The 23,501-nt window shown below is 39.6% G+C and carries 16 protein-coding genes and 4 pseudogenes; 9 read left to right on the forward strand and 11 right to left on the reverse strand.

All coding sequences use genetic code 11. From position 1 onward, the window contains the following. Positions 1-79 precede the first annotated feature (79 nt). The 4 genes and pseudogenes from Q0Y52_RS12950 to Q0Y52_RS19560 all read left to right on the forward strand — a co-directional run bounded on the left by Q0Y52_RS12950 (position 80) and on the right by Q0Y52_RS19560 (position 4,148). Complete coding sequence (locus Q0Y52_RS12950) at positions 80-967, forward strand: TIM barrel protein (protein WP_297822206.1); 888 nt, start codon at positions 80-82, stop codon at positions 965-967. A gap of 44 nt (positions 968-1,011) precedes the next feature. Next, on the forward strand, positions 1,012-2,697 hold the full coding sequence (locus Q0Y52_RS12955; RefSeq protein WP_297822208.1) for a GMC family oxidoreductase: 1,686 nt from the start codon (positions 1,012-1,014) through the stop codon (positions 2,695-2,697). A gap of 2 nt (positions 2,698-2,699) precedes the next feature. Then, a complete protein-coding gene (locus Q0Y52_RS12960) occupies positions 2,700-3,293 on the forward strand; it encodes a gluconate 2-dehydrogenase subunit 3 family protein (protein WP_297822210.1) in 594 nt (197 codons plus the stop codon). A gap of 118 nt (positions 3,294-3,411) precedes the next feature. Next, a pseudogene (locus Q0Y52_RS19560) lies at positions 3,412-4,148 on the forward strand (DUF1080 domain-containing protein). A 114-nt stretch (positions 4,149-4,262) separates the two neighbouring features. Here the strand turns inward: Q0Y52_RS19560 and glpT are convergent. Next, positions 4,263-5,614: pseudogene (glpT, locus tag Q0Y52_RS12975) on the reverse strand (glycerol-3-phosphate transporter). A 173-nt stretch (positions 5,615-5,787) separates the two neighbouring features. Here glpT and Q0Y52_RS12980 point away from each other — a divergent pair. Further along, positions 5,788-6,630: a formyltransferase family protein gene (locus tag Q0Y52_RS12980; protein WP_297822214.1), complete on the forward strand. Its 843-nt coding sequence runs from the start codon at positions 5,788-5,790 to the stop codon at positions 6,628-6,630. On the opposite strand, the gene Q0Y52_RS12985 is transcribed toward Q0Y52_RS12980, so the two are convergent. The 7 genes and pseudogenes from Q0Y52_RS12985 to xdhA all read right to left on the reverse strand — a co-directional run bounded on the left by Q0Y52_RS12985 (position 6,608) and on the right by xdhA (position 14,721). Further along, entirely contained in the window at positions 6,608-7,816 is a 1,209-nt protein-coding gene (locus Q0Y52_RS12985) for a urate hydroxylase PuuD (protein WP_297822215.1), read from the reverse strand. The two genes, Q0Y52_RS12980 and Q0Y52_RS12985, sit on opposite strands and share 23 nt — an antisense overlap. Beyond that, positions 7,816-9,133: pseudogene (gene guaD / locus Q0Y52_RS12990) on the reverse strand (guanine deaminase). Before guaD ends, Q0Y52_RS12985 begins: the two are co-directional and overlap by 1 nt. A gap of 40 nt (positions 9,134-9,173) precedes the next feature. After that, complete coding sequence (uraH, locus tag Q0Y52_RS12995; protein WP_271862289.1) at positions 9,174-9,500, reverse strand: hydroxyisourate hydrolase; 327 nt, start codon at positions 9,498-9,500, stop codon at positions 9,174-9,176. Then, positions 9,497-10,048: a 2-oxo-4-hydroxy-4-carboxy-5-ureidoimidazoline decarboxylase gene (gene uraD, locus Q0Y52_RS13000; protein ID WP_271862288.1), complete on the reverse strand. Its 552-nt coding sequence runs from the start codon at positions 10,046-10,048 to the stop codon at positions 9,497-9,499. The genes uraH and uraD overlap by 4 nt, the downstream gene beginning before the upstream one ends. Continuing rightward, positions 10,045-10,944, reverse strand: a complete 900-nt coding sequence (gene xdhC, locus Q0Y52_RS13005) for a xanthine dehydrogenase accessory protein XdhC (RefSeq protein WP_297822220.1) — start codon at positions 10,942-10,944, stop codon at positions 10,045-10,047. Before xdhC ends, uraD begins: the two co-directional genes overlap by 4 nt. Further along, positions 10,907-13,250: pseudogene (xdhB, locus tag Q0Y52_RS13010) on the reverse strand (xanthine dehydrogenase molybdopterin binding subunit). The gene xdhC and the pseudogene xdhB overlap by 38 nt, the downstream one beginning before the upstream one ends. Further along, the gene (xdhA, locus tag Q0Y52_RS13015) at positions 13,243-14,721 is read right to left on the reverse strand and encodes a xanthine dehydrogenase small subunit (protein WP_297822222.1); all 1,479 of its coding nucleotides are present in this window, start codon (positions 14,719-14,721) and stop codon (positions 13,243-13,245) included. The pseudogene xdhB and the gene xdhA overlap by 8 nt, the downstream one beginning before the upstream one ends. Positions 14,722-15,043: 322 nt before the next feature. Between xdhA and Q0Y52_RS13020 the strand changes: the two genes are divergently transcribed. The 3 genes from Q0Y52_RS13020 (at position 15,044) to Q0Y52_RS13030 (ending at position 18,035) form a co-directional block, all read left to right on the forward strand. Continuing rightward, on the forward strand, positions 15,044-15,694 hold the full coding sequence (locus tag Q0Y52_RS13020; RefSeq protein WP_297822224.1) for a TetR/AcrR family transcriptional regulator: 651 nt from the start codon (positions 15,044-15,046) through the stop codon (positions 15,692-15,694). Next, on the forward strand, positions 15,694-16,596 hold the full coding sequence (gene puuE / locus Q0Y52_RS13025) for an allantoinase PuuE (RefSeq protein WP_297822226.1): 903 nt from the start codon (positions 15,694-15,696) through the stop codon (positions 16,594-16,596). Before Q0Y52_RS13020 ends, puuE begins: the two co-directional genes overlap by 1 nt. A gap of 215 nt (positions 16,597-16,811) precedes the next feature. Further along, complete coding sequence (locus Q0Y52_RS13030; protein WP_297822228.1) at positions 16,812-18,035, forward strand: EAL domain-containing protein; 1,224 nt, start codon at positions 16,812-16,814, stop codon at positions 18,033-18,035. 177 nt (positions 18,036-18,212) lie between these two features. On the opposite strand, the gene Q0Y52_RS13035 is transcribed toward Q0Y52_RS13030, so the two are convergent. Continuing rightward, positions 18,213-18,665, reverse strand: a complete 453-nt coding sequence (locus Q0Y52_RS13035) for a MaoC family dehydratase (RefSeq protein WP_297822230.1) — start codon at positions 18,663-18,665, stop codon at positions 18,213-18,215. Positions 18,666-19,172: 507 nt separating this feature from the next. Next, on the reverse strand, positions 19,173-20,501 hold the full coding sequence (locus tag Q0Y52_RS13040; protein WP_297822232.1) for an NCS2 family permease: 1,329 nt from the start codon (positions 20,499-20,501) through the stop codon (positions 19,173-19,175). A gap of 308 nt (positions 20,502-20,809) precedes the next feature. Here Q0Y52_RS13040 and Q0Y52_RS13045 point away from each other — a divergent pair, with 308 nt between their 5' ends. Continuing rightward, a complete protein-coding gene (locus tag Q0Y52_RS13045) occupies positions 20,810-21,811 on the forward strand; it encodes an adenosine deaminase (protein ID WP_297822234.1) in 1,002 nt (333 codons plus the stop codon). A 1,148-nt stretch (positions 21,812-22,959) separates the two neighbouring features. On the opposite strand, the gene Q0Y52_RS13050 is transcribed toward Q0Y52_RS13045, so the two are convergent. After that, positions 22,960-23,484 carry a cupin domain-containing protein gene (locus Q0Y52_RS13050; protein ID WP_297822418.1) on the reverse strand — a complete coding sequence of 175 codons (525 nt, stop codon included), beginning with the start codon at positions 23,482-23,484 and terminating at the stop codon, positions 22,960-22,962. Positions 23,485-23,501: the final 17 nt, after the last annotated feature.

Below are 23,501 nucleotides of genomic sequence, written 5' to 3' on the forward strand. Positions count from 1 at the left end.
TCACTTGTTTTCGGCCAGGTTTATGCCTGTTATATTTGCCATATTATTACTGGCATCAAATAAAAGAAGGTGACCATTAATGAATAATCCACGTCGAAATCTGCTTAAAGGTATCGCTTTAACTGGTGCAGCTCTGGGCTCTAATGTCGCTCTTAGTTTTAGTGGCAGAGCATATGAGTCCAAATTATTATTACTTAAAGGTCATATCAATCATTCTGTTGCACGCTGGACATATGGTGATTTGTCAATCGAAGATTTATGTAAGGCGGTGAATACAATAGGTTTTTCAGCGATTGATTTAGTTGGGCCTAAAGACTGGCCAATGCTTAAACGTTATGGCATCGATTCGTCTATGTGTAACGGTGCAGAAATAAATTTAGTTGATGGCTGGATCCATCCGCAGTTTCATGACGAATTAGTCGAACGCTACACCCAGCATATTGATCTGGTTGCCAAGGCTGGATATACAAATTTAGTTTGTTTTAGTGGAAATGCCAGAGGCATGGCAAAAGAAGTGGGACTTAAAAATGCGGTAATGGGTCTTAAACGGATATTACCCCTCGCTCAACAAAAAGGCGTAGTGATACAAATGGAGTTATTTAATAGCAAAATTGATCATCCAGATTACATGGCTGATTCCTCAGATTGGGGAGTGGCTTTGTGCCAAGAGTTGGACTCACCTAATTTTAAGTTGCTATATGACATCTATCATATGCAAGTTAATGAAGGCGATATTATTAGGACTATTAGAGAGCATCACCAATATTTTGGCCATTACCATACAGCCGGTGTACCCGGAAGGCACGAAATTGACGACACCCAAGAGTTGTATTATCCCGCTATTGCTAAAGCGATACGTGATACCGGTTTCACCGGTTTCTTGGCACAGGAATTTATTCCCACAGCAGAAAGTCAGACAGGTCAAATTGAATCGCTACGAAACGCCATTCAAATTTGTGATGTCTGAATAAGACATTACTTTAATCGGTCAACAAAGAACAGGGGCTAACAGTGGCGAATAATTATTATGACGCAATAGTTGTTGGATCAGGTATCAGTGGTGGTTGGGCTGCCAAAGAACTGACCGAGAAAGGACTTAAAGTCTTAATGCTTGAACGTGGCAAAAATATAGAACACGTCAAAGATTATAAAAATATGCACAAGGAAACGTGGAATTATCCACATCGTGGTCGGCCTACCCAAGAGATGAAAAAAGACTTTCCTGTGCTGAGCAGAGACTATCCATTAAATGAGGCTACTTTTGGCATGTGGGCCAATGAAAATGAATCGCCTTATGTTGAAGAAAAACGTTTTGACTGGTATCGCGGTTATCATGTTGGTGGACGCTCATTATTGTGGGGTCGTCAGAGTTATCGCTTAAACACCGAAGACTTTATGGCTAATGCCAAAGAGGGGATTGCCGTTGACTGGCCAATTCGTTACGAAGACGTTGCTCCATGGTACGATTATGTTGAACGTTTTGCTGGGATCAGTGGCAACCGTGACGGTCTGGATGTTCTGCCTGACGGTGAATTTCAACCTGCCATGTTGCTAAATTGTGTTGAAAAAGATGTATCAGCACGGATTGAAAAAGCCTTTAAAGGCTCACGCCACTTAATTTCTGGTCGCACCGCAAATATGACTGAGCCTAAACCAGAACAAGGACGCACCAATTGCCAGTACCGCAATAAATGCTGGTTAGGCTGTCCCTTTGGCGGATTTTTCAGTACCCAATCATCCACTTTGCCCGCCGCATTAAAAACCGGTAACTTGACAGTGCGTCCCTTTTCGATAGTAAAAGAAATTCTGTATGATAAAGATACAAAACGCGCCACAGGTGTGGTGGTAATTGATGCCCAAACCAATCAAAATTATGAGTTCACTAGTAAGATTATTTTTGTCAACGCTTCGTCTTTTAATTCAGCGTGGTTACTGATGAATTCGGCTACAGATGTTTGGGAAGGGGGGTTGGGAAGTAGCAGTGGTGAATTGGGACACAATGTCATGGATCATCACTTTCGGGTAGGGGCTTCTGCGACAGTGGAGGGGTTTGATGACAAATATTATTATGGACGTCGACCCAGTGGCTTTTATGTGCCGCGCTTTCGCAACTGGGGTGATGATAAACGTGATTATTTACGTGGCTTTGGTTATCAAGGCTCTGCAAGTCGTCAGGGTTGGCGACGAGATGTAGCAGAAATGGGAATCGGCGCTGACTTAAAAAATGCGATGAGCGAACCTGGTCCTTGGCAAATCGGTATGACTGCTTTTGGTGAAATGTTACCTGAACATAGCAATCGCATTTATTTAAAACCTAAAGAGACTGATAAATGGGGACTGCCCGTACTGGCCATGGACGTTACTATTCGAGATAACGAACTGCGTATGCGAAAAGATATGCAGCAGGATGCTATGGATATGTTTGAAGCTGCTGGCCTGAGTAATGTACAAGGGTTTGAAAACGAGTACTACCCTGGAATGGGTATTCACGAAATGGGTACGGCGCGCATGGGCCGAGACCCCAAAACCTCGGTACTTAATCGATACAATCAGGTTTGGGATGCGCTTAACGTATTTGTAACCGATGGCGCTTGTATGACGTCTGCTTCTTGTGTTAATCCCTCTTTAACCTATATGGCTCTAACCGCCAGAGCAGCAAATTTTGCGGTAGATGAGCTAAAAAAAGGTAATCTTTAATTATGAAAAGACGAGATCTGCTATCAATGATTGCCGCCGCAACAGGTACTGCATTTGTAGGCTCCAATGTGTTGGCTTACACGGTCATGCCGATACAAGATAGTAAAGACAGCGGTTATTCCAATGACGAAGTGGCGTTTTTTAATGAAGTGGGTGAGATCATTATTCCCCGCACTGATTCGCCTGGAGCAAAAGATGCCAATGTGGGCAGTATAATGTCCATATTGCTGGCTGACTGTTATTCACCAGTCCAGCAAAAAGCAGTCAAAAGTGGCATTGAGTCTTTAAAGTCAAAGGCTAAGACGCGTTATGCTAAAGATTTCTTATTGTTGACCCATGAACAACGCACAGCTTTGCTCTCATCGATAGATGAAGAGGCCGATATGCAAAATAAAAAAACAGTATTTGCCAATAGCTCGTCTAACGAAAAAGAATTAGTGCTGCCTCACTACTTTACGATAATTAAACAATTAGTTTTATTTAGCTTTTTCTCCTCGGAAGTAGGCGCAACTAAGGTACTCAGGTATGAGGCGATACCTGGCTCTTACGACGGCGACCTGCCTTATAAGAAAGGAGACAAGGCTTGGGCTACATAAATCTTTAGTTTTAATAGAGTGAAAAAAAGCTAGAAAAATAATTTAAATTTCGCATTATAGAGGAACTAAATTGATAAAGTTGATGAAAAATACAAGCCTCGGAATTCTATTTATATGCATGACGACCATCATCAGCGGCTACAGTATTGCGCAAGAAGAACAGACGCTGCGGGAAAAGATGGCTCAAAAAAGTGAGATTTGGGAGCCTGTTCCAATGGTAGTATCCGCTCCTGATGGACAACCCCCTTCAGATGCGATAATACTATTTAATGGTAAGGATCTAAGCGGTTGGCTGGCTTTAAAAGGTGGTGAAGCCCCCTGGTTTGTGCAAAACGGTAGTTTTATGGTGAAACCTGGGTAGTGGTGATATTAAGACCAAACAAAGTTTCTGCGATATACAATTACACATGGAATGGAAAACGCCTACTGATGTAGAGGGGCTTCAAGGTCAGCAACGTAATAATAGCGGGATTTTTCTGCAACAGCGTTATGAAATCCAAGTGTTAGATTCATACAATAACCCGACCTATGCCAATGGTCAGGCAGCTAGTGTCTATAAACAGAGTATACCGTTGGCAAATGTTATGCGTCCTGCTGGTCAATGGCAGTATTACGATATTATTTAATACGGGCCCGCGTTTTAACGGTAAAGCTTTGAGTGAACCTGCTTATGTTACTGTTTTGCATAATGGGGTACTGGTGCAAAATCACGTTGAAATTCAAGGCAAAACTGAATGGATAGGAGCTCCTAGCTATAAAGCTCACGAGTGCGCTCCACTGCAACTTCAAGATCACGGCAACCAAGTGAGCTTTCGTAATGTATGGGTAAGAGAGCTTAAGACTAATAATGAGTGAGTTATTGAGTCTATTCGCTTAAGACTGACTTTCCAATTGGGATAATTGTGAGGTAATCAACCCAATTGGAATTATTATGATGTCTCTTGTATCTAAAGTTTGTTGTAGTTACTTTTATTGGGGAGCTTGATTACTCTCATGTGCAACTTCGTGTTTTAAGGTCATAGCAATCAATATGATGGCACAAATACAACCCCCCTACTAAGAGTATAAAACCACCGTCCCAGCCAAAGTGGTCAACGGTGTAACCTAGAACAATGTTGGCCACTACTGCTCCCCCTAAATACCCAAATAAGCCGGTTAACCCTGCAGCGGTGCCAGCAGCTTTTTTAGGGACTAATTCTAAAGCAAACAGGCCAATCAACATCACGGGACCATAGATTAAAAAGCCAATCGCCATCAGCGCAATAATATCTACACTAGGGTTACCCGGTGGATTAAACCAATAGACAAGAACAGCTACCAACACCAACACCATATATAATATTGCAGGCGGCGCGCGACGGCCCTTAAACCAAGCATCACTGATGTAACCACATAATAAGGTCCCCGGAATACCAGCCCATTCATATAGAAAATACGCCCATGAGCTTTTGTTAAAAGAAAAATCTTTTACCTCATATAAGTAGGTAGGTGCCCAATCTAAAACGCCGTATCGGATAAGATAAACAAAAGCATTAGCCGCAGCGATAAACCACAGTAATTTATTATTAAGTACATATTTTAAGAATATTTCTTTAGCGCTAAACTCTTGCTCGTGTGATGCATCGTAATCTTTGGGATAATCGTTGCGGTATGCCTCTATGGGAGGCAATCCACATGATTGTGGCGTATCGCGCAGAGTAAAAAAGATAAATACTGCTATTAAAGACGCGGCAAAGGCGGGTACATAAAAAATGCTGTGCCATTCATTAAACCAAGCCATACCTAATATAGAAAGAGGTCCGATTAAACCGCCACCCACGTTGTGAGCAATATTCCAAAAAGAAACCGTTTTACCCCGTTCATTACCTGAGAACCAATGCACCATAGTACGGCCACAAGCAGGCCAGCCCATGCCTTGCGCCCAGCCATTTAAAAACAATAAGATAAAAATGGAACCGATACTTTGGGTTGCCCAAGAGGTAAAGCCAAATATAAACATCACGCCTGAAGATATAAGCAGTCCGGTCATCAGAAAAAAACGCGGGTTGCTTCGGTCTGATACGCTACCCATTAAAAACTTACTTAAGCCATAGGCAATAGAAACCGCTGATAGGGCTATACCTAACTCACCTTTGCTAAAACCTTGCTCTTCAATTAAAAAAGGCATGGCTAATGAGAAATTTTTTACGTACTAAGTAATAACCCGCATAACCGACAAAAATGCCGATAAAAACCTGCCACCGCAGTTTTTTATAATCATTGTCGACTTGGTCTTGTGGTTTTGATGGAAGGTGCGGAGCGGGTTTAAAAATACCGAACATAAAGCTTAACCTAATTGGGTTTGTGCAATTAAAACAGATAATTAACATCATATATATCAATTATTTAACATTAGTGAGTTATTTAAAGATAAGGTCTAGTGCCTAGAAGTGGATTGGCTGGTAGTCTTAGTGTCTAATCTAGAGGTTTCAGATTTGGAGATACATTTTTTATTATGAAAATTGCATATTTTGGTTATGATCCATTATCTTCATGTCTTGAGGTGTTTCAGCATCTGGGACATGAATTTACTGTCATTTATACAGGGGAAAGTAGTTCGTTTTCAGACCAGGTTATTCACTTCGCACAAAAAAATAATATCCAGCTTTGTTTTGGTAGGCCGACATTAGACGCGATGCAAACCTTAATTGAGCAGGGAGTCGAGCTGTTTTTCAGTGCTGAATACCCTTGGAAGATACCCGTTCCATCTACTCTAAAATACGCTATCAATGTGCATCCCACCATTTTGCCACAGGGGCGAGGCATGACACCTTTGCCTCACTTAATTTTAAAACAATCAATTTACGCTGGGATCACGTTACACAAACTTATTAATGAATTCGATGCTGGTGATGTTCTGCTGCAAAAACCATTTACGTTAGATGAAGATGAAACATTTGATAGTTTGAGCTGTAAAGTCTTCCAGCAAACACCTGGCTTATTATTCACCTTGTTATCAAATATTGATGATTACTATCAAAATAGCCAAGCACAAGGTCAGGGTAGTCACTGGCCTTCCATTACAGTGGACGAACAAACTCTTGATTGGCAGCAAACCACGGCTCAATTATTAACTACATTACGTGCCTTTAGCAGTTTAGGCACTTATGCCGATATTGCAGGAAAACCCTGCGTAGTAACATCTGCACAAGGCAGATGTTACTCACACCATTTCAGTGCTGGGCAGGTCATACTGGATAACAAGCTACACATCACTGTTGCAACACTTGACGGTGAGATGTGTATCCCAAAAAAATCATTGTTTTGGCGATCTCTTAATCAGACGATAAACCCTTAAACCAGTTTCCTATAATTTGCCTATCTGCTTCAGTCATCCCCGTTTTATTCATCATGGGCATGTCTCTAGTTACAACGGCTCGATTATGAATAACCGCCGCACGTTGCTCTATTTGCTGCCATGTATCGAACATTAATCCTACAGGTGCAACCACAAAAATTTCATCTGTTGGTTTAGCTGCATGACAATTGGCACAGTGGGTTTGTATAACATCGAATACTTGTTGTTGCTGGGCATTGAGTTCAATGGCAGGTGCTTGTTCTGTTGTTAACATGTCTTCTTTAACTGTAACAGGCATGGATACCCAGCCAGCAATAATTACCATACCAATCGCGCCTGTGACCAAAATAGAGGGGCGAGAAATACCAATATGTTTTAGGTTAAAATAATGACGTATCCAAGCTGAAACTAATCCAATTGCCATCAATACCAACCAAGCATTATGATGTTGGTAAGTCATAGGGTAATGGTTGCTGATCATAATAAATAACAAGGGTAGGGTAAGGTAGTTGTTGTGCACCGAACGTAATTTGGCACCCAGTCCCCAACTAGGATCAATCTCTGTTTTATTGGCCACTGCGTCAACCATTAATCTTTGAGCAGGCATAATTTTAAAGAATACATTACCGGCCATGATGGTACCGATTAACGCACCTACATGAATGAAAGCGCCCCGTCCACTGAACCAATGAGTGGCCAAGTAACTGGCTGCCGCTAGCATCACTAAAAACATGATGCCGAAGACTTTTGGGTATTTTGACAGCGGGCTACGACAGGCGGCTTCATAAATAAATAACCCGCCAAAAATCAGGGCTAAACCTCTACTTATTGCTTGGGTAGGGGTTAAATCCATAACATTACTATCAATCAAATAAATCGCAGCACCGTGGTAATACACTAAACTGAGTAACAGAAAACCACTGATCCATGTGGTGTATGCTTCCCATTTAAACCAGTGAAGTTTTTCTGGTATGACTTCTGGGCCATATTCGTATTTAGATACTTCATAAAAGCCGCCGCCATGCACCGCCCACAAATCACCCTTGATACCTTTTTGTTTTTTCCAGTCAGGTGGAGTGCGTAAATTATTATCTAGCCATATAAAATAAAACGATGCGCCTATCCATGCCACACCAGTGACAACGTGAAACCAGCGAAGAAATAATGAAATCCAATCAAGCAACATTAATGTGCCCCTTTTAATACTTGTTTATCGGCTTGGTAGACAACTTTGCCTGCTACATAAGTGGCTATTATGGCTCTATCATCAGCTAACATGCTAAGTGCAAAAATAATATCTTGAGGTGTGCGGTGATTTTCAAAGCGTAACGCACTGAGTTCGTCAAATTCTGGGTCAAGGATAACAAAGTCTGCATCTGTGCCGGGATTAAGGTTACCAATATCATTTTCTAGTCCTAATCCTACTGCAGCACCTTGAGTCATAAGATACAAGCCATGCATAGGATCCATCTGATTACCTTTAAGTTGGCAAATTTTATAAGCTTCGCCCATGGTTTTTAACATACTAAAACTAGTACCGCCGCCTACATCGGTTGCTAGCATTACAGGCACATTTTGTTGTTCGGCCTTGGCTAAATCGAATAGACCGCTGCCTAAAAATAGGTTTGAAGTGGGGCAAAACGCAATACTTGCCTGGGTTTCTTGTAAGCGTTGCCATTCAGCTTGTTCTAAATGGATACCGTGACCAAACACTGCGCCTTTTCTGAGTAAACCATAATGATCGTAAACATCTAGATAATTTTTACGCTCAGGGAATAAGCCTTTTACCCAAGCAATTTCTTTATGATTCTCAGACAGGTGAGTTTGTATAAATACATCAGGGTATTGCTGTGCTAATTCTCCCAAAGCGTGTAATTGTTCAGCACTACTGGTAGGCGCAAAACGCGGTGTGATGGCATATTTGAGCCGCCCATTATTATGCCATTTTTCGATGAGTGCGGCGCTGTCTAGTTGGGCACTTTGTGGCGTGTCTTGTAGCCAATCTGGGCAGTGTCTGTCCATACAAACTTTACCAGCAATGAGTAACATGTTGTGACTCGCTGCTTCTTCAAAAAGCGCATCGGCTGCTTGTTTATGCACCGACGAATACACCATACCCGTGGTTAGTACCATGGCGATGTAATTGTTTAATAAATATGTTGGCAATGTGACTGGCGTATTCGTAGTTAGCAAATTTACGTTCTACAGGAAAAGTGTAATCTTTTAGCCAGTCAAGTAGCTGTTGGCCAAAGCTAGCCAGCATTTCTGTTTGTGGAAAATGTAAATGACTGTCAATAAAGCCAGGTAAAATTAACTTGTTTGAATAATCATTGATATTTGCTTCAGGATATTGATTTATATGGTTTTTATACTCGCCAATAAATTCAATTTTTCCGTTACGCGTAACCAGAATCCCATCATCAAAGTACACATAGTCCTGTTTGGGACTATAACTCTTTTTCGGAAAATGTAATATCGAAGCGCGATACGCTTGAGTTGTCATAAATAAGGCTTTCTCTTTAATTGCAACAATAAATACCAGACTAGCTGCCGCGATAACTGCTAAAACCAAAAGGTGAAATAAGCAGTGGCACATGATAATGCCCACCGTTTTCGGTAAGTTCAAAATGCACATCTACGAAGGGATAAAATGCACTGCTGTGATGGGTCAGTAAATAGTCTTTGGTAAAAAAACGTAAACAATATTCGCCGGCTTGAAAATTATAATCTTGCCATTGATTACAACGGCCATCGCTATCAGTTTGTGTAACAATGACCTGCCCATCTAGAGTCGTTAGGGCTAATTTCATATTGGCAGCGGGTTTACCTAATGTGGTATCTAACACATGGCTGGAAAGGCTAATGCTCATGATGCTTGTATTCCTTTTTCTAGTTTATTGACTAATCCCTTCTCTAATCTTAGTAAGGTGATTTTAATTTGTTCTGCTGCGGCAAGTGCAATTTCTGTCGCGGTATCATTTGCTAAACGTAACATAAGGGCATCCAGCATAATGTTGGCACTCAAGCCGCTGGCACAAATTATAAAAATAAAGCCATGCTTATTCAGGTATTCATGATTGGCTGATGCTAAATTCTGTAACGTTTCATCGTCTGCATCGTTTGCCCCTTGTTGTTCATTACTGGCCATATTTTTCGTTGCTGCATACTTTTTACGTAAGCTATTCACGTCGCCTATCATTGGATGGGCTTCAAATGCGGTTAAAAATTCTGATGTAGGGCATTGTTGCCATATGTCTTTTGCGGCTTGAACGACGCTTTCAATATTAGCGTAGGGTCTAGCGTGTTCCATGCCTTTAAACCATTTAGGTGAGGCACAACATTGGCTGAACCATTTTTCAGCTTGTTGACTTTCTAGGCTATTTAACGTGAGTAATGACAATGTGTTTTTCTGATTCATTCAGCTGTTACCAAAGATTGTATAAGTTGCTTATTGTCTCGCCATGCCTGTTTTTGTTGAGATTGACTGGTTTTTTCTGGCTCTAAAAGTTGGATTAATTGCGCCGCCATTGATACGGCTACTTCAATTGGACGTTTGCCTGGAATGTCTAATAAACCAACAGGAGAAACAAGTCGTTGAATATTTTTGTGTTCAAACTCACGGTGTGACAGTCGAGTTCTAAAGCGCCTTGCTTTGGTATCTGAACCTATCATGCCAACAAAGGTCATATCTTTTCGGCGCAGCGCTGCTTCGACTATGTCAAAGTCCAATTGATGGCTATGGGTCATGATCATCGCCCAAGACTTGTTAGGTAAAGTGGCAATGGTATCTGCGGGGTGTTCACTAGTCAGTAACTTCACGTTATTTGGTTGTCTTTGTTGAGCGATTTCTTCAAGCATATCTTGGCGGTTGTCTATCCAGCTAATTTGCAACGGTAATTGCGCTAATATAGGTACTAATGCTCTGGATACATGTCCTGCACCGTAAATAGCAATATGTTGGCTATGCTGAGTGAGTGCTTCAAACAATACATTGGTCGCACCACCGCAACACTGACCTAATTTACTCGAAAGGGGGTAATGTTCTACTTTTTGACAAGTGATATTTTCATACAGCAATTTCCGAGCTTGTTTAATTACTTCAAACTCAAGATGTCCACCACCAATGGTGTCAAAAACACTGTCATCACACACTACCATCTTTGTACCGTCATTTCTGGGAGTAGAGCCTGCAGTGGCAAGTAATGTGACTATCACATAACTTTTGCCCTGCTGTTGGCATTGGTAGAGTGCGTCAAACCATGTATTTTCTGGAGGCTCATGCTTGGTTCTCCATCCAAGCTTGTGCTTGTTCAACTGCGTTGTAGACCTTTTCAGGCGTGGCGGGTGGATGCAGCAGCGGTTCAATTTGATAATCAGTAATACTGGATATTGCATCTTTTAATGCACACCAAACCGAGTTAGCAAGCATAAAGGGCGGTTCGCCCACCGCTTTCGAATGATAGATACTATCTTCGTCGTTTGCTCTGGGGTATAAGTCAACATTGAAAATTTCTGGTGTATCACCAATAGCCGGGATTTTGTAGGTTGCAGGGTTGTTACTGATAAGTTTACCGCTAGTGTCCCATAACAATTCTTCGCTGGTTAACCAGCCCATACCTTGGATAAAGCCCCCTTCAATTTGGCCAATGTCAATGGCTGGATTCAGGCTTTTGCCTACATCATGCAATATATCAACACGGTTAACCTTGTATTCGCCAGTTAATGTATCAACAGACACCTCTGAACAACTTGCACCGTAGGCAAAGTAGAAGAATGGTCTGCCATTGCCTTTAGAACGGTCATATTCAAGTTTTGGTGTTTTATAAAAACCTGAAGCTGATAACGAGATACGATCCATATAAGCTTGTTGAATTAATTCCGTAAAGGCAATTTTATGATCATCTAAACACACCGATTGATCTGTAAAGGTAACGAGTTTAGGGTTGCCTTTGACCTGTTTAGCATAAAACTCCGCCAGCCGTTGTTTGATAATCAAACAAGCGTTTTGTGCAGCCTTACCATTTAAATCTGTGCCACTAGAAGCTGCTGTAGGCGATGTATTTGGGACTTTATCGGTTCGAGTTGAAGTAATTTCAACATGGGACAAGGGTACGCCAAACTCATTAGCCACTATTTGACCAATTTTGGTATGTAAACCTTGGCCCATTTCAGTGCCGCCATGATTAATTTGCATACTGCCATCGGTATAAATATGCAGTAAAGCACCTGCTTGATTAAGATGTTTTGCGGTAAATGAGATGCCAAATTTTACAGGTGTTAAGGCTAAGCCTTTTTTAATAATTAAGCTGCCTTTATTGAACTCTGTAATTTGTTTACGGCGCAGTTGGTAATCGCTTGATGCTTCTAACTTATCAATTAGGTCAGCTAATAAATTGTGCTCAACCTTCATGCCATACTGGGTTGTGTTTCTACTATCTTTGCCATATAAGTTGAGTTTACGAATAGCTAAAGGGTCTTTACCTAACTTGCGAGCAATCGCATCCATCATGGATTCAGCAACTATCATGCCTTGCGGGCCACCAAAGCCACGATAGGCAGTATGAGATACTTGATTAGTTCGACACCTATGCCCTTCTAAATAACAATCTGCCAGAAAATAACCGTTATCAGCATGGAACATGGCGCGGTCTACTATGGCATCTGACAAGTCGGGTGAGTGACCACAATTACCGTTTATGTCTATATGGGTTGCTTGTATTAGCCCTTGATTGTCAGTGGCTACTTTAAATCTATTTTCAAATGGATGACGCTTACCTGTTGCCATCATATCCATCATGCGTGGCAGTCGAAGCTTGACTGCTACTTTATTACGACTAGCAAATAGTGCTGCTATGCAAGCCCATTGAGCAGCCTGTGTTTCTTTACCACCAAATCCACCTCCCATACGTCGCATGTCGACGACTACTTTGTGTAATTTAATATCTAATACTTCAGCAATCAGTTTTTGTACTTCACTGGGATGTTGGCTAGAAGAATAAACTAACATTCGGTCTTCTTCTTCGGGGATGGCCATAGACACTTGGCCTTCAAGGTACATATGCTCTTGGCCACCTATGATCAATTCACCTTCAATATGAATAGGGCTCTTGGCAAAACTCTGTTCAAAATCTCCGCGGCGCATAAAGTGTGGTGGTCGCACAAAATTTTCTTGCTCCTTGGCCTGACTCACCGACAAACAAGCTTCTGTAGGCGAGATAATAATGTTTGCTTTTAATGTTGCTTGACGAGCTAAATTTACGCTGGTCGCTAAAACTGCAAATATAGGTTGGCTGTGGTACAAGATTTTCGGGCCGGCTAACAATGGGTCACCCGGGAAAACTGGACCTATGTCTGAATGGCCAGGTATATCATCTACTGTGATCACATCTATCACGCCCCTCACTGGTTTTTACCTGTGACAAGTCAACGGATATTATTATGCCACTGGTTACATGACTAACGCCGACTGCAACATGATGGATGTTTGCAGCCTCTGGCATATCGTCAATGTATCGAGCTTGACCACTGACCTGACGCTCTGCACTTTCATGATTATGTGATTTGCCTGCAGCAGCTTGATTTTTGGCATCAAATGTAGGCTGCTCAATAAGTTTACGCATGTCGTATTTCTTTCCTTAATAGAGGAATATGTACCACACGAGTTGCAATTTTCTGGGTACTTTGGTTTGTTTCTAACCAAAAACGTTTCCATAAATTAGTCAACATACTAATTCTATACATCTTACTTGCCCGCACATCATCTAAAGGCGTGAAAGCTTGTTTGAGGATATCTTTGCCTATATCAAATGTTTCACTACTAGACCAAGATTTGCCTTTAAGCTGAGTATTGAGCTCTAAAACTGTTGCTGGGATAGCCGCTACACCGCCAAAACCAGCATTGATGTTGCGTACTTTTCCATCAATGATTTGTAAATTGAACACGGCACAAACTGCTGAAATATCATCTTCATAGCGTTTTGATACCTTGTAGGCGCGAACGAGATTTTTGTGATCTGTGTAAGGGATAAAAATCGCTTCTATCCATTCAGATTTATATAATGCGGTTTTGCGGTAATCTAAAAAGAAATCACTTGCTGCAATGGATCTTTTTTGAAGCCCATTGTCGATATGTATAACGGCATTGAGGGCTAACAATGCAGGTGGCATATCGCCTATAGGCGAACCATTGGCGACGTTTCCACCAAGACTGGCTTGATTTCGAATAGGCGTGGCAGCAAAGCGCCAAAAAAGCTCGGATAACTCTGGGAAATGTTTTAACAAGCTCGATTCCATTTTACCAAAGGGAAGGGCGGCACCAATTAATAATCCCAACTCTTGTTCAACGAGCTGGTTTAAATCAGGCATCGCACTTAAGGCAATAAGCTTATCGAAGGATTTTAACTGTTGTGTGACTTGTAACGCTAAGTCAGTGCTACCTGCAAATATACCAGCTTGGGGATACTTAGCTTTCGCTGCTGCTAGCTCTTGTCTTGAAGTCGGAACCAGTAAATTATCTGTACTGATATTTTGACTTTTAATTTCTTCTAAACGTTTAGCAGTCTGGATCTCTGCTTGTTCGAATTTATCAATCTGCTTATTTTGGCATGCACTTAATGCGGCATCGATAATGGGACGATACCCTGTACAGCGGCATAAATTGCCAGAAAGTGCTTGGATAACCGTTTCTCTGTCTGGTTGTTCTTGTTGCTGATAAAGTGCAAACATCGACATAATAAAACCTGGAGTACAAAAACCACATTGTGAGCCATGATGATCTACCAAGCTTTGTTGTACTGGATGTAAAACTTTTTCATCTTGTAAATGCTCAACGGTAATCAATTGTTTGCCATGTAATGCGGATAAAAATGTCACACAACTATTAATAGCTTTATATTGAAGATTTCTCTTTGGTGTATTATTTGGAGAGACGACTTCAGCTAATACTACTGTACAGGCGCCACAATCCCCTGAAGCGCAGCCTTCTTTAGTACCTGTCAGATTTTTTTGTTCCCGTAAATACTCAAGCAAAGTTAAGTCAGCTCTGGCTTGACTTATGTGGATTATATCGTTGTTAAGTAAAAAGCTGATCATGTGACGCTCCATTAAAGAGACCTAATATAATTATTATCCCGATTAGCGATGTTAAATACAATAAATAGTAGACTAAATGGTCAGTTTTTTATAATTTAAACGTTAATATCATAATATGTATAATTTTCAGTCAGATCCAAATGCTCTGGCCATTCATTTTGTTATGAGTTTAAAATTAGTTAAGCAATTAAAATGCCGATTGTTGAGCGTTATAGTAATTTCAATGTAACTGCTTATGGTTATATTATTCCCCTAGATTGGGTGATATTTTCAATGTTAATCAAAGCATATGAAATTTTATACAACGGAAATTAAATATTAAATGTGTGCAAGTAAGAATCACAAAGAAATCAGTATTGGGGAGTTTAACCGCTGTAAAATATTAAATGCTGCTGAAAAGGAATTTGCTCTGCACGGTTATAAAGGAGCTCGGGTTCAGCAAATAGCAAATAGAGCTAAATTACCTAAAACCAATGTGCTTTATTATTTTAAATCTAAAGAGTTACTTTATATGGCTTTGTTGGAAGATATTCTTCGGTTATGGAATAGTCGGTTTGATGAAGCAACTGTGAGTGACGATCCAGCTGAAGTACTAGCACATTATATTGCTGACAAAATGGAGATATCTCGTTGTCGACCAGACGCATCCAAAATGTTTGCACTAGAAATTATCAATGGCGCACCTAATTTAGACAAGTTTTTTAAAGACCAGCATGCAAATTGGATGGCGGGCCGCGTAGATGTGATAAAACAATGGATTGAGCAAGGTAAACTAGTTGCAACAGACCCTCATTATTTGCTCTTTAATATTTGGGCAACATCACAACATTATGCTGACTTTTCTGTGCAAATTAATGAACTCAGAGGCAAATCAATGACTCAAACTGATTTTACTGAAGCTACAAACAATTTGGTGAGGTTAATATTAACTGGCTGTGGTTTATCAGTTCCAACAGAATTTGAAGGTAGTTGATGAAACATGCATACCCAAGGGATTTAATAGGTTATGGCCAATATCCCCCACATCCTAAATGGCCTAATCAAGCTAGGATAGCCGTGCAATTTGTTCTTAATTATGAAGAGGGTGGTGAAAACTGTGTGTTGCATGGTGATCAACAATCAGAAACTTTTTTATCAGAAATTATAGGCGCGCAGGCATACCCAGATAGACATTTAAGTATGGAGTCGATGTATGAATATGGCAGTCGTGCTGGCTTTTGGCGGCTTTATAATTTGTTTATTCGTTATAATTTACCGATTACCGTATTTGGTGTCACGATGGCATTGCAACGCAATCCAGAAGCAGTAGCAGCTATGAAAGAGGCAAACTGGGAGATAGCGAGTCACGCAATGCGCTGGATTAATTTTCAAGATATGCCTGAACCACAAGAAAAGAAAATGATGAATGCTGCGGTGCAGTTACATCAAGCTATCACAGGTAGTAAGCCTAAGGGATGGTATACCGGAAGAACAAGCCCTAACACCCTTAAATTGTTAGCTGAAAGAGATGACATTTTATACTGCGCCGACTCCTATGCAGATGACCTGCCGTATTACGATACTCAATACGCTAAACCTTTATTAATGGTGCCTTACACGTTGGATACTAACGATATGCGCTTTGCTACGCCACAAGGATTTAATAGTGGCGCACAGTTTTACGAGTATCTTAAAGATGCATTTGATGTGTTATATGCAGAGGGTGCAACAGCACCTAAAATGTTATCTATTGGTTTGCATTGTCGAATTATCGGTCGCCCTGCACGTATGGCAGCATTGCAACGATTTATAGAATATGTGCAAAGCCATGATAAAGTGTGGTGCTGCACTAGAGAGCAGATTGCCTTGCATTGGAAAGAGCATTTTCCGGTGTGATGTTTAAGGCAGCTGTGTGTGAAAGCACGCCCAATAAAGTATATTCAAAACACCTTGTATTGGTCGTAAATTTACAGAAAATCGAGCGGGTATATACGAATTTTATTTAAACATGTTGGCTTGAAATTCACCTTACTAATTTTTAAATGATTTGTTATAATAATTTTCGTAGAAGCATAGGTTTCTGATTAGCGGTAACAACAGAGAGAATAAAATTGAGCTTTTATGTGGCACGCCAACCTATCTTAGATAAGAATAAAAACTTATTTGCATATGAATTATTACTCCGTGACAGCCTTGATAATATATTTCCCAAAAATATTAATGAAGATGAAGCCACTGCAAAAATAATTGAAGGATTAGAATTTAATTTAGGTTTGGAGAGTTTGACCAAAGGCTCATTAGCCTTTATCAATTTTACCCATGACTCCATTATAAATGGTTATCCATTTTTATTGGACAAAGATAAAATTGTGGTTGAAATTCTTGAAACAGCCAAACCCAGTAAAAGGTTGTTAGATGCTTGTATTGATTTAAAAAATAAAGGTTATTCCATTGCGTTAGATGATTACGAACATGATTCAGTGTGGAAATATTTTTTTCCATATGTTGACATCATAAAGCTCGATTATTCTTTAACAACTGAACAACAATTTCAGGAGATCATAACGGCTTTAAAACCGTTTCCTCATATCAAACTACTGGCAGAAAAGATTGAAACTTATTCTCATTTTCAACACGGATTAAGTATTGGCTGTGAGTATTTTCAAGGCTATTTTTTTAGTCGGCCTGAAATTATTAAGACGATTGCTTTTAATCCGTCTCAGATTGCTGTCGCTAACCTGTGGACCGAATTCAATAGAGCCGAAATCGATATTAAAAAGGTCACTTCAATATTTGAAGATGATATCAACCTGTCTTTTAAGTTATTACGTTATGTGCAATCTCCAATCTTTAAACGCGATGCTGTTATACAGAGTATTAAACAAGCAATAATTGTGCTCGGGAGCCAAGAGCTAAAACGTTTTATTAGTTTGTTGTTTACAGCTCAATTCTCAACAGGTAAACCACAAGCCTTGACTGCCATGGTATTATCTAGAGGTCGTTTCTGCGAGTTAATGGTGAATGCAACCATGCCGACTAATTCTCAGCCCTCTGCATTCTTGATCGGATTATTATCTTTAATTGATGCCATGGTGGATGGTGACATACATGAACTTATGGATAAATTACCTCTTCACAAAGATATGAAAGATGCGATCATTAATCGTACAGGTGAGTCTGCATATTTTTTAAGATTATGTGAGCTATTTGAAAAGGCAGATTGGCAAAATATTGAACTGTTTTGCAAACAGATAAACATTGACCATGAACAATCTTATCGTTTATTTCAAGATGCTTTAAATTGGGCTGACAAGAGAGTCTCTGCCATTCAATGATTATTGTCACATGGAAAACTCGAACCAGTGAAGTATTTGCGGCTCACTGGCGAAGATATCCTTATTGATTTTCAAAGCTTAAAGTTATCATTAGTGTGCCAGTACTCTTTATTATCGACGCAATTAAAGTTTTATAAATTTCTGAGTTTCACTCAGTTATTACTCATTGTTACATTATCACACTGGTAACTTGGTATTTCTGCATCTGAAGAATGCATTTGATTCTAGTGACATGACTGTCACATCATGTTGATTCACAATTTCATAATTCACACAAATTAGACCAACGTCGGGTTTACTTTTAGACAATCTACACTGTGTCACACAACTTTTCACACTTAAAATATACCCCGGATATACAGGTTTTAGCCACTTGAGATTGTTGATGCCGGGTGAGCCAAGTGACCCATGTTCTTCAGGAAGATTATCAATTAGCATACGCATGAACATAGCCGAAGTATGCCATCCACTGGCACATAAGCCCCCAAAGAGTGAATCTTTAGCCGCTTCATCATCTAAATGAAAATACTGGGGATCATATTTGCTCGCAAATTCTATTATTTCACTTTCTGTTACTTGATAAGCGCCAAACCTAGATGTGTCACCCGGTTGATAATCTTCAAAATACATATGATGTCCTCAAATTAGGGTGAAGTGTTGAAATATAAATTAATAAAAAGTGAGAAGAATAACTGCACAAACTATAATTGAACAATTATTAATAAATATATCATTACGCATTATTTAATTTCAACACACAAAGCACACAGGGATTAAAGAATGAGCAAGCATTATGATTTAACAACAATTTATGTCTTCCATCTTCAATTTTATTGTACTAGCTTGAATGTGTTTGGTGCTATTGACCGATTGATTATTACTGATGAGACCCTATCAAAATCATCTCTATTATTATGAGCAAAGAAACTACAACTCTCGCTAATCCCAAATGTAAATTGACTACTTCCATCAAATCCTAGTGAAACTTAATGCCTCTGAAAGCGTATCTCTTATAAAATTTATTGTAATTCATAGGGTTTAGTATTTTACCTCTAAACATTTAATGAATAGCCATACTGGTAGTATGGCTTTCAAATAAAAAGTGCTAACAGTTGCAATGTCTTCAAAATGTTGGATTTACTTCAAATCCAACGCATATCTCAATACAAACACCGCGGCCATAATATAAGTGATCATTGTCACTTGTTTATATCGTCCTGTGCCTAGCATTATGCCCACGTAAGTAATAAAACCAAGAGCAATACCTTCGCTGATGCTAAAGGTGAGTGGCATAGCGAGCAGGGCGACAGTAGCAGTCGCTAGGGAAGTTAAGTCGTCAAAATCGAGCTGTCTAAAGGAGTCCATCATCAGTATACCCACCATGATTAGTGCCGGGGTAGTCGCCATTAAGGGGATGACTTTCATAAGGGGAGTGAGGAACAATGCCAGCATAAAACACAGGGCAACAAATACCGATGTCAGTCCTGTTCTGCCGCCTGCTGATACGCCTGCAGCCGATTCTACGTATGAGGTTACGGGTGACGTACCTATAGCAGCGCCCATAACGCTAGCCACTGCATCTGCCGTCATGGCTTTGCCCATTTTAGGTAATTTTCCTTGCTCATCTAGCAGGTTAGCTCGACGGGATACACCTATTAAAGTGCCGATGGTATCAAACATATTCACGAATAGTAGTGCAAAAATAAGATCCCATGTTTCAGCAAAATATTCGATGGGGTACATAATGTCCATGGCAAAAAATGTACTACTTATATCATCAGGTAGACCGATAAACTGGCTAGTATGTTGTGTTAAATATCCGTCGCCAACAGGTATGAAAGCCCCTATTAGGCTTAACACAACTACTGAAATGAGAATAGCACCGGTGACTTTTCTAATGACTAATACAATCGTTAAGATGATGCCTGCCAAGGCCAATAAAGTGGCAGGTTCAGATAGGTCGCCAATAGAAACGAAGGTGGCAGGGTTATCAACTACTAGGCCCGCATTCTTTAAACCTATGAAGGCAATAAATAACCCAATGCCGCACTGCACTCCAATTTTAAGAGCTGCCGGTATGGCCTCGGCTATTTTGGTTCTGACGCCTGTGACAGACAACAGTAAAAATAAAATACCATTCCAAAATACTATGCCTAATGCTGCGTCCCATGGTATTTCTCGGGTTAAACATATAGTAAAGGCAAAAAAGGCATTGAGGCCCATACCTGGCGCCATAGCGATGGGGTAGTTGGTCATCAGTGCCATTAATAAGGTACCGAGACATGCTGCAATCGCAGTGACGGTGATCAGCCCTTCGATTGGCATACCACCTGCACCTAAAATACTAGGGTTAACGACAAGTACATAAGACATAGCTGCAAAGGTCGTTAAGCCTGCTATAAATTCCGTTTTGAGATTGGTACCTTTTTCTTTTAGTTTAAAAAAGTGTTCAAGAAAATTAGACATATTTATCGCTCTGGTTTTGATGTGACATCATTTTTATTTTTATGGTTGTTTTACAAAAGTATACAGCAAGAAGCTGACCATCTAGTCTGGCATTGCTCTGATTTATATTGTAAAAATACTTATCATGTCATCAAATGTGATAAAACAATAATAAAAATTGTGCTGTAGCTTTTTGATTTGAGATATACATATATGTTTGATCTAGATAACTTCGTTATTTTTGCACCAATATTTAACAAAGTTATATGTTTTGGTGCAATTATAGGCGCAACTCTAGGGGCTGAATGTTATACAAGATAGGTGGAGAAATGACTAAAAAAAACTTAAAGCATTGGGTAGCATCATTACCAAAAGTAGAATTACACTTACACATAGAAGGTTCGTTAGAGCCTGACTTAATGATGGCTCTAGCAAAAAAGCATCGGGTTGACTTACCTTATGCAAATATTGAAGATGTAAGAAAGGCTTATGATTTCGAAGATCTTCAAAGTTTTTTAGACCTATACTACTTCGGTGCTTCAGTACTTAAAGACGAAGACGATTTTTACCAGTTGATGTGGAATTATTTGCTCAGGTGCAAAGATGATAATGTGGTACACGCCGAAATAATGTTTGACCCGCAGACCCATACTCAACGCGGTATTGGATTTGAAATATTTATGTCAGGATTTAAGCGGGCTATCAAACAAGCACAACAAGAATGGGGGCAATCCTGCTTATTGATTATGTCTTTCTTGAGGCATTTAACAGAACAAAGTGCTATTGAAACGCTAGAAACTGCAAGACCTTATTTAGACGACATTACTGCCGTTGGTCTGGACAGTAGCGAATTAGGTAATCCACCTGAAAAATTTGCTCAAGTGTTTAAAATGGCCAAATCGTTAGGATTGAAGCGGGTGGCACATGCAGGCGAAGAAGGTCCAACAGAGTACATTTGGGATGCACTGAAAGTATTGGATGTGCATCGAATCGACCACGGTGTACGGTGTATTGAAGACCCCGAGTTAATTGCGTTTTTAATCCAATCACAACATCCACTTACCGTGTGTCCCCTGTCTAATACTAAGTTAAAAGTGTTTAAACATATGCAAGAGCATAACGTATTGCAATTACTCGACTTAGGACTAATGGCCACCATTAATGCCGATGATCCTAGTTACTTCGGGGGGTATTTAAATGATAATTTTTTTGCAATTATCGATCATTTGCCTATAGAAAAACATCATTTAGAACAGTTAGTAAAAAATAGTTTTAACGCCAGTTTTTTAGCAGAAGATGTTAAACAACATTGGTTGCAAAAAATCATTTAAATAGAGAACGAACTTTTATTTACAATACATATTTTGAGTTTAAGTTAAGAGATATCAATTGGGTTATTTAAAGGAAGTTGAGGCTTTTGATGATGCTAATTTACTAAAAGTGTACTAGTTTTTTCTGCCATTTAGCCTAGTTTTCATTTTTTTGCATCATATTCACCAATGAAAAATAGACATTTAACAGGGTAATGCAATAAAGATTATTAATAAAAGTTTAAATATAAAACCTATTCATTAATAACTACTCTACATATCAGGTTATTTACTGAACTATTCAAAGCGAAGATACTGTATCTAAATTACTAGATAAATCTCAAAAACCACTCATAGTCTTATTTTTTCAATCGATATACATAAATAAAAAGAAAAGTTTATGGTTGCTGTATTTATCGATATCTCACCAATTTGAGATAAGCTAACTGTTTTTTTTTCGTCAATAGTTACAAATTCATCCACCATATTAAATAAAATATTTTTAGGTGTTTTTAGATATCTCAGGTCCTACTAGGTCTAAACAAAGAGGTCATGATGCTATCAGCATCAAGCATTTTAAAACTCAGGTCTTCAGGCACAACATTATCCGACACATGTTCGTTCATAACCCTTTGATGCATGCATATAGGTAAAATACGCCACGACCTCTTATTGTTAACATTTACATTGAAGAGAATGAATGTTGTCGAGTCGTATTTTAAGTCTTATATATTATTGTTGATGTTGCGAAGCCATCGCAATAACAAGCTGCAGTGCTTCGTCTTTACTAAATCCACTTTGCACTAACGCGTCATAGTGTTTACGTAATAATTCTGCTTAGAGCTTTAACCTAATTTTGGCTCGCTAAGTGCAACGGTTTGATTCAATAACTGCTCTGATAACTGCTCGGTCATAAAGTTGGGTGGTGTTGTTTCCTGTGCGCTAATGCTGGAGATCAAAAAAGCTAAGCTTAATGTTACTGGGATGCATATTTTTTTTCATGTTTTTTTCTCAACGTTAAAATGAATTAAAAAACAATACTGATTAAATAGTATCAATACCTAGCAAAGTTAACAGCCTATTTTTGACTCAGTTCTTCAATGATTTGTGTATGCTGTGGAAACTGCTTCAACAACATAGCGGTTTTACCTAACTGCATATCAGGGTACTCAAAACCAGGGAGCTACGGCTTCACCAATGAGGCCGTATCCATATTTACCACCGGAAGAGATTTTCGATGCCTTCCAAGTCCCACCTTTAACCATCATTTGCATTTGATGCCCTTTGATGGGATCTGGCCCTAATATAGTTTGCTGTAAACTACCGTCGGTATTAAGCATGAAGTAGGTAATAGGATCGCCCATATGAAAATAATGCATGATATCTGATTGATTCATATGAAAATGGCCAATAGGGGATTGGGCACTTAACAAGTAATAAATACTGCTCATGGTCACTCTGTCGCCATTTTGAGTAGCAATAGTAGGCCGGTGATCCGCTTTAAATGTTTGCCGAAAATAGCCACCTTCAACATGTGCCTCTAGGTTCAAGGCTTTAGCCAATTGATTTGCGGTCAATAGGTTTTCGCTATCAGTGATACTCGATATTTTATTGATTGAGGCAGAACTCTCATTGCTTTGGGTAAGCTGCTGTTGGCTAACTTCATCTATATTGCCTTTTACTTCATAGGGCATAGTGGATTTGTATTGTG

Source organism: uncultured Paraglaciecola sp. (assembly GCF_943787955.1).
GTDB lineage: Bacteria > Pseudomonadota > Gammaproteobacteria > Enterobacterales > Alteromonadaceae > Paraglaciecola.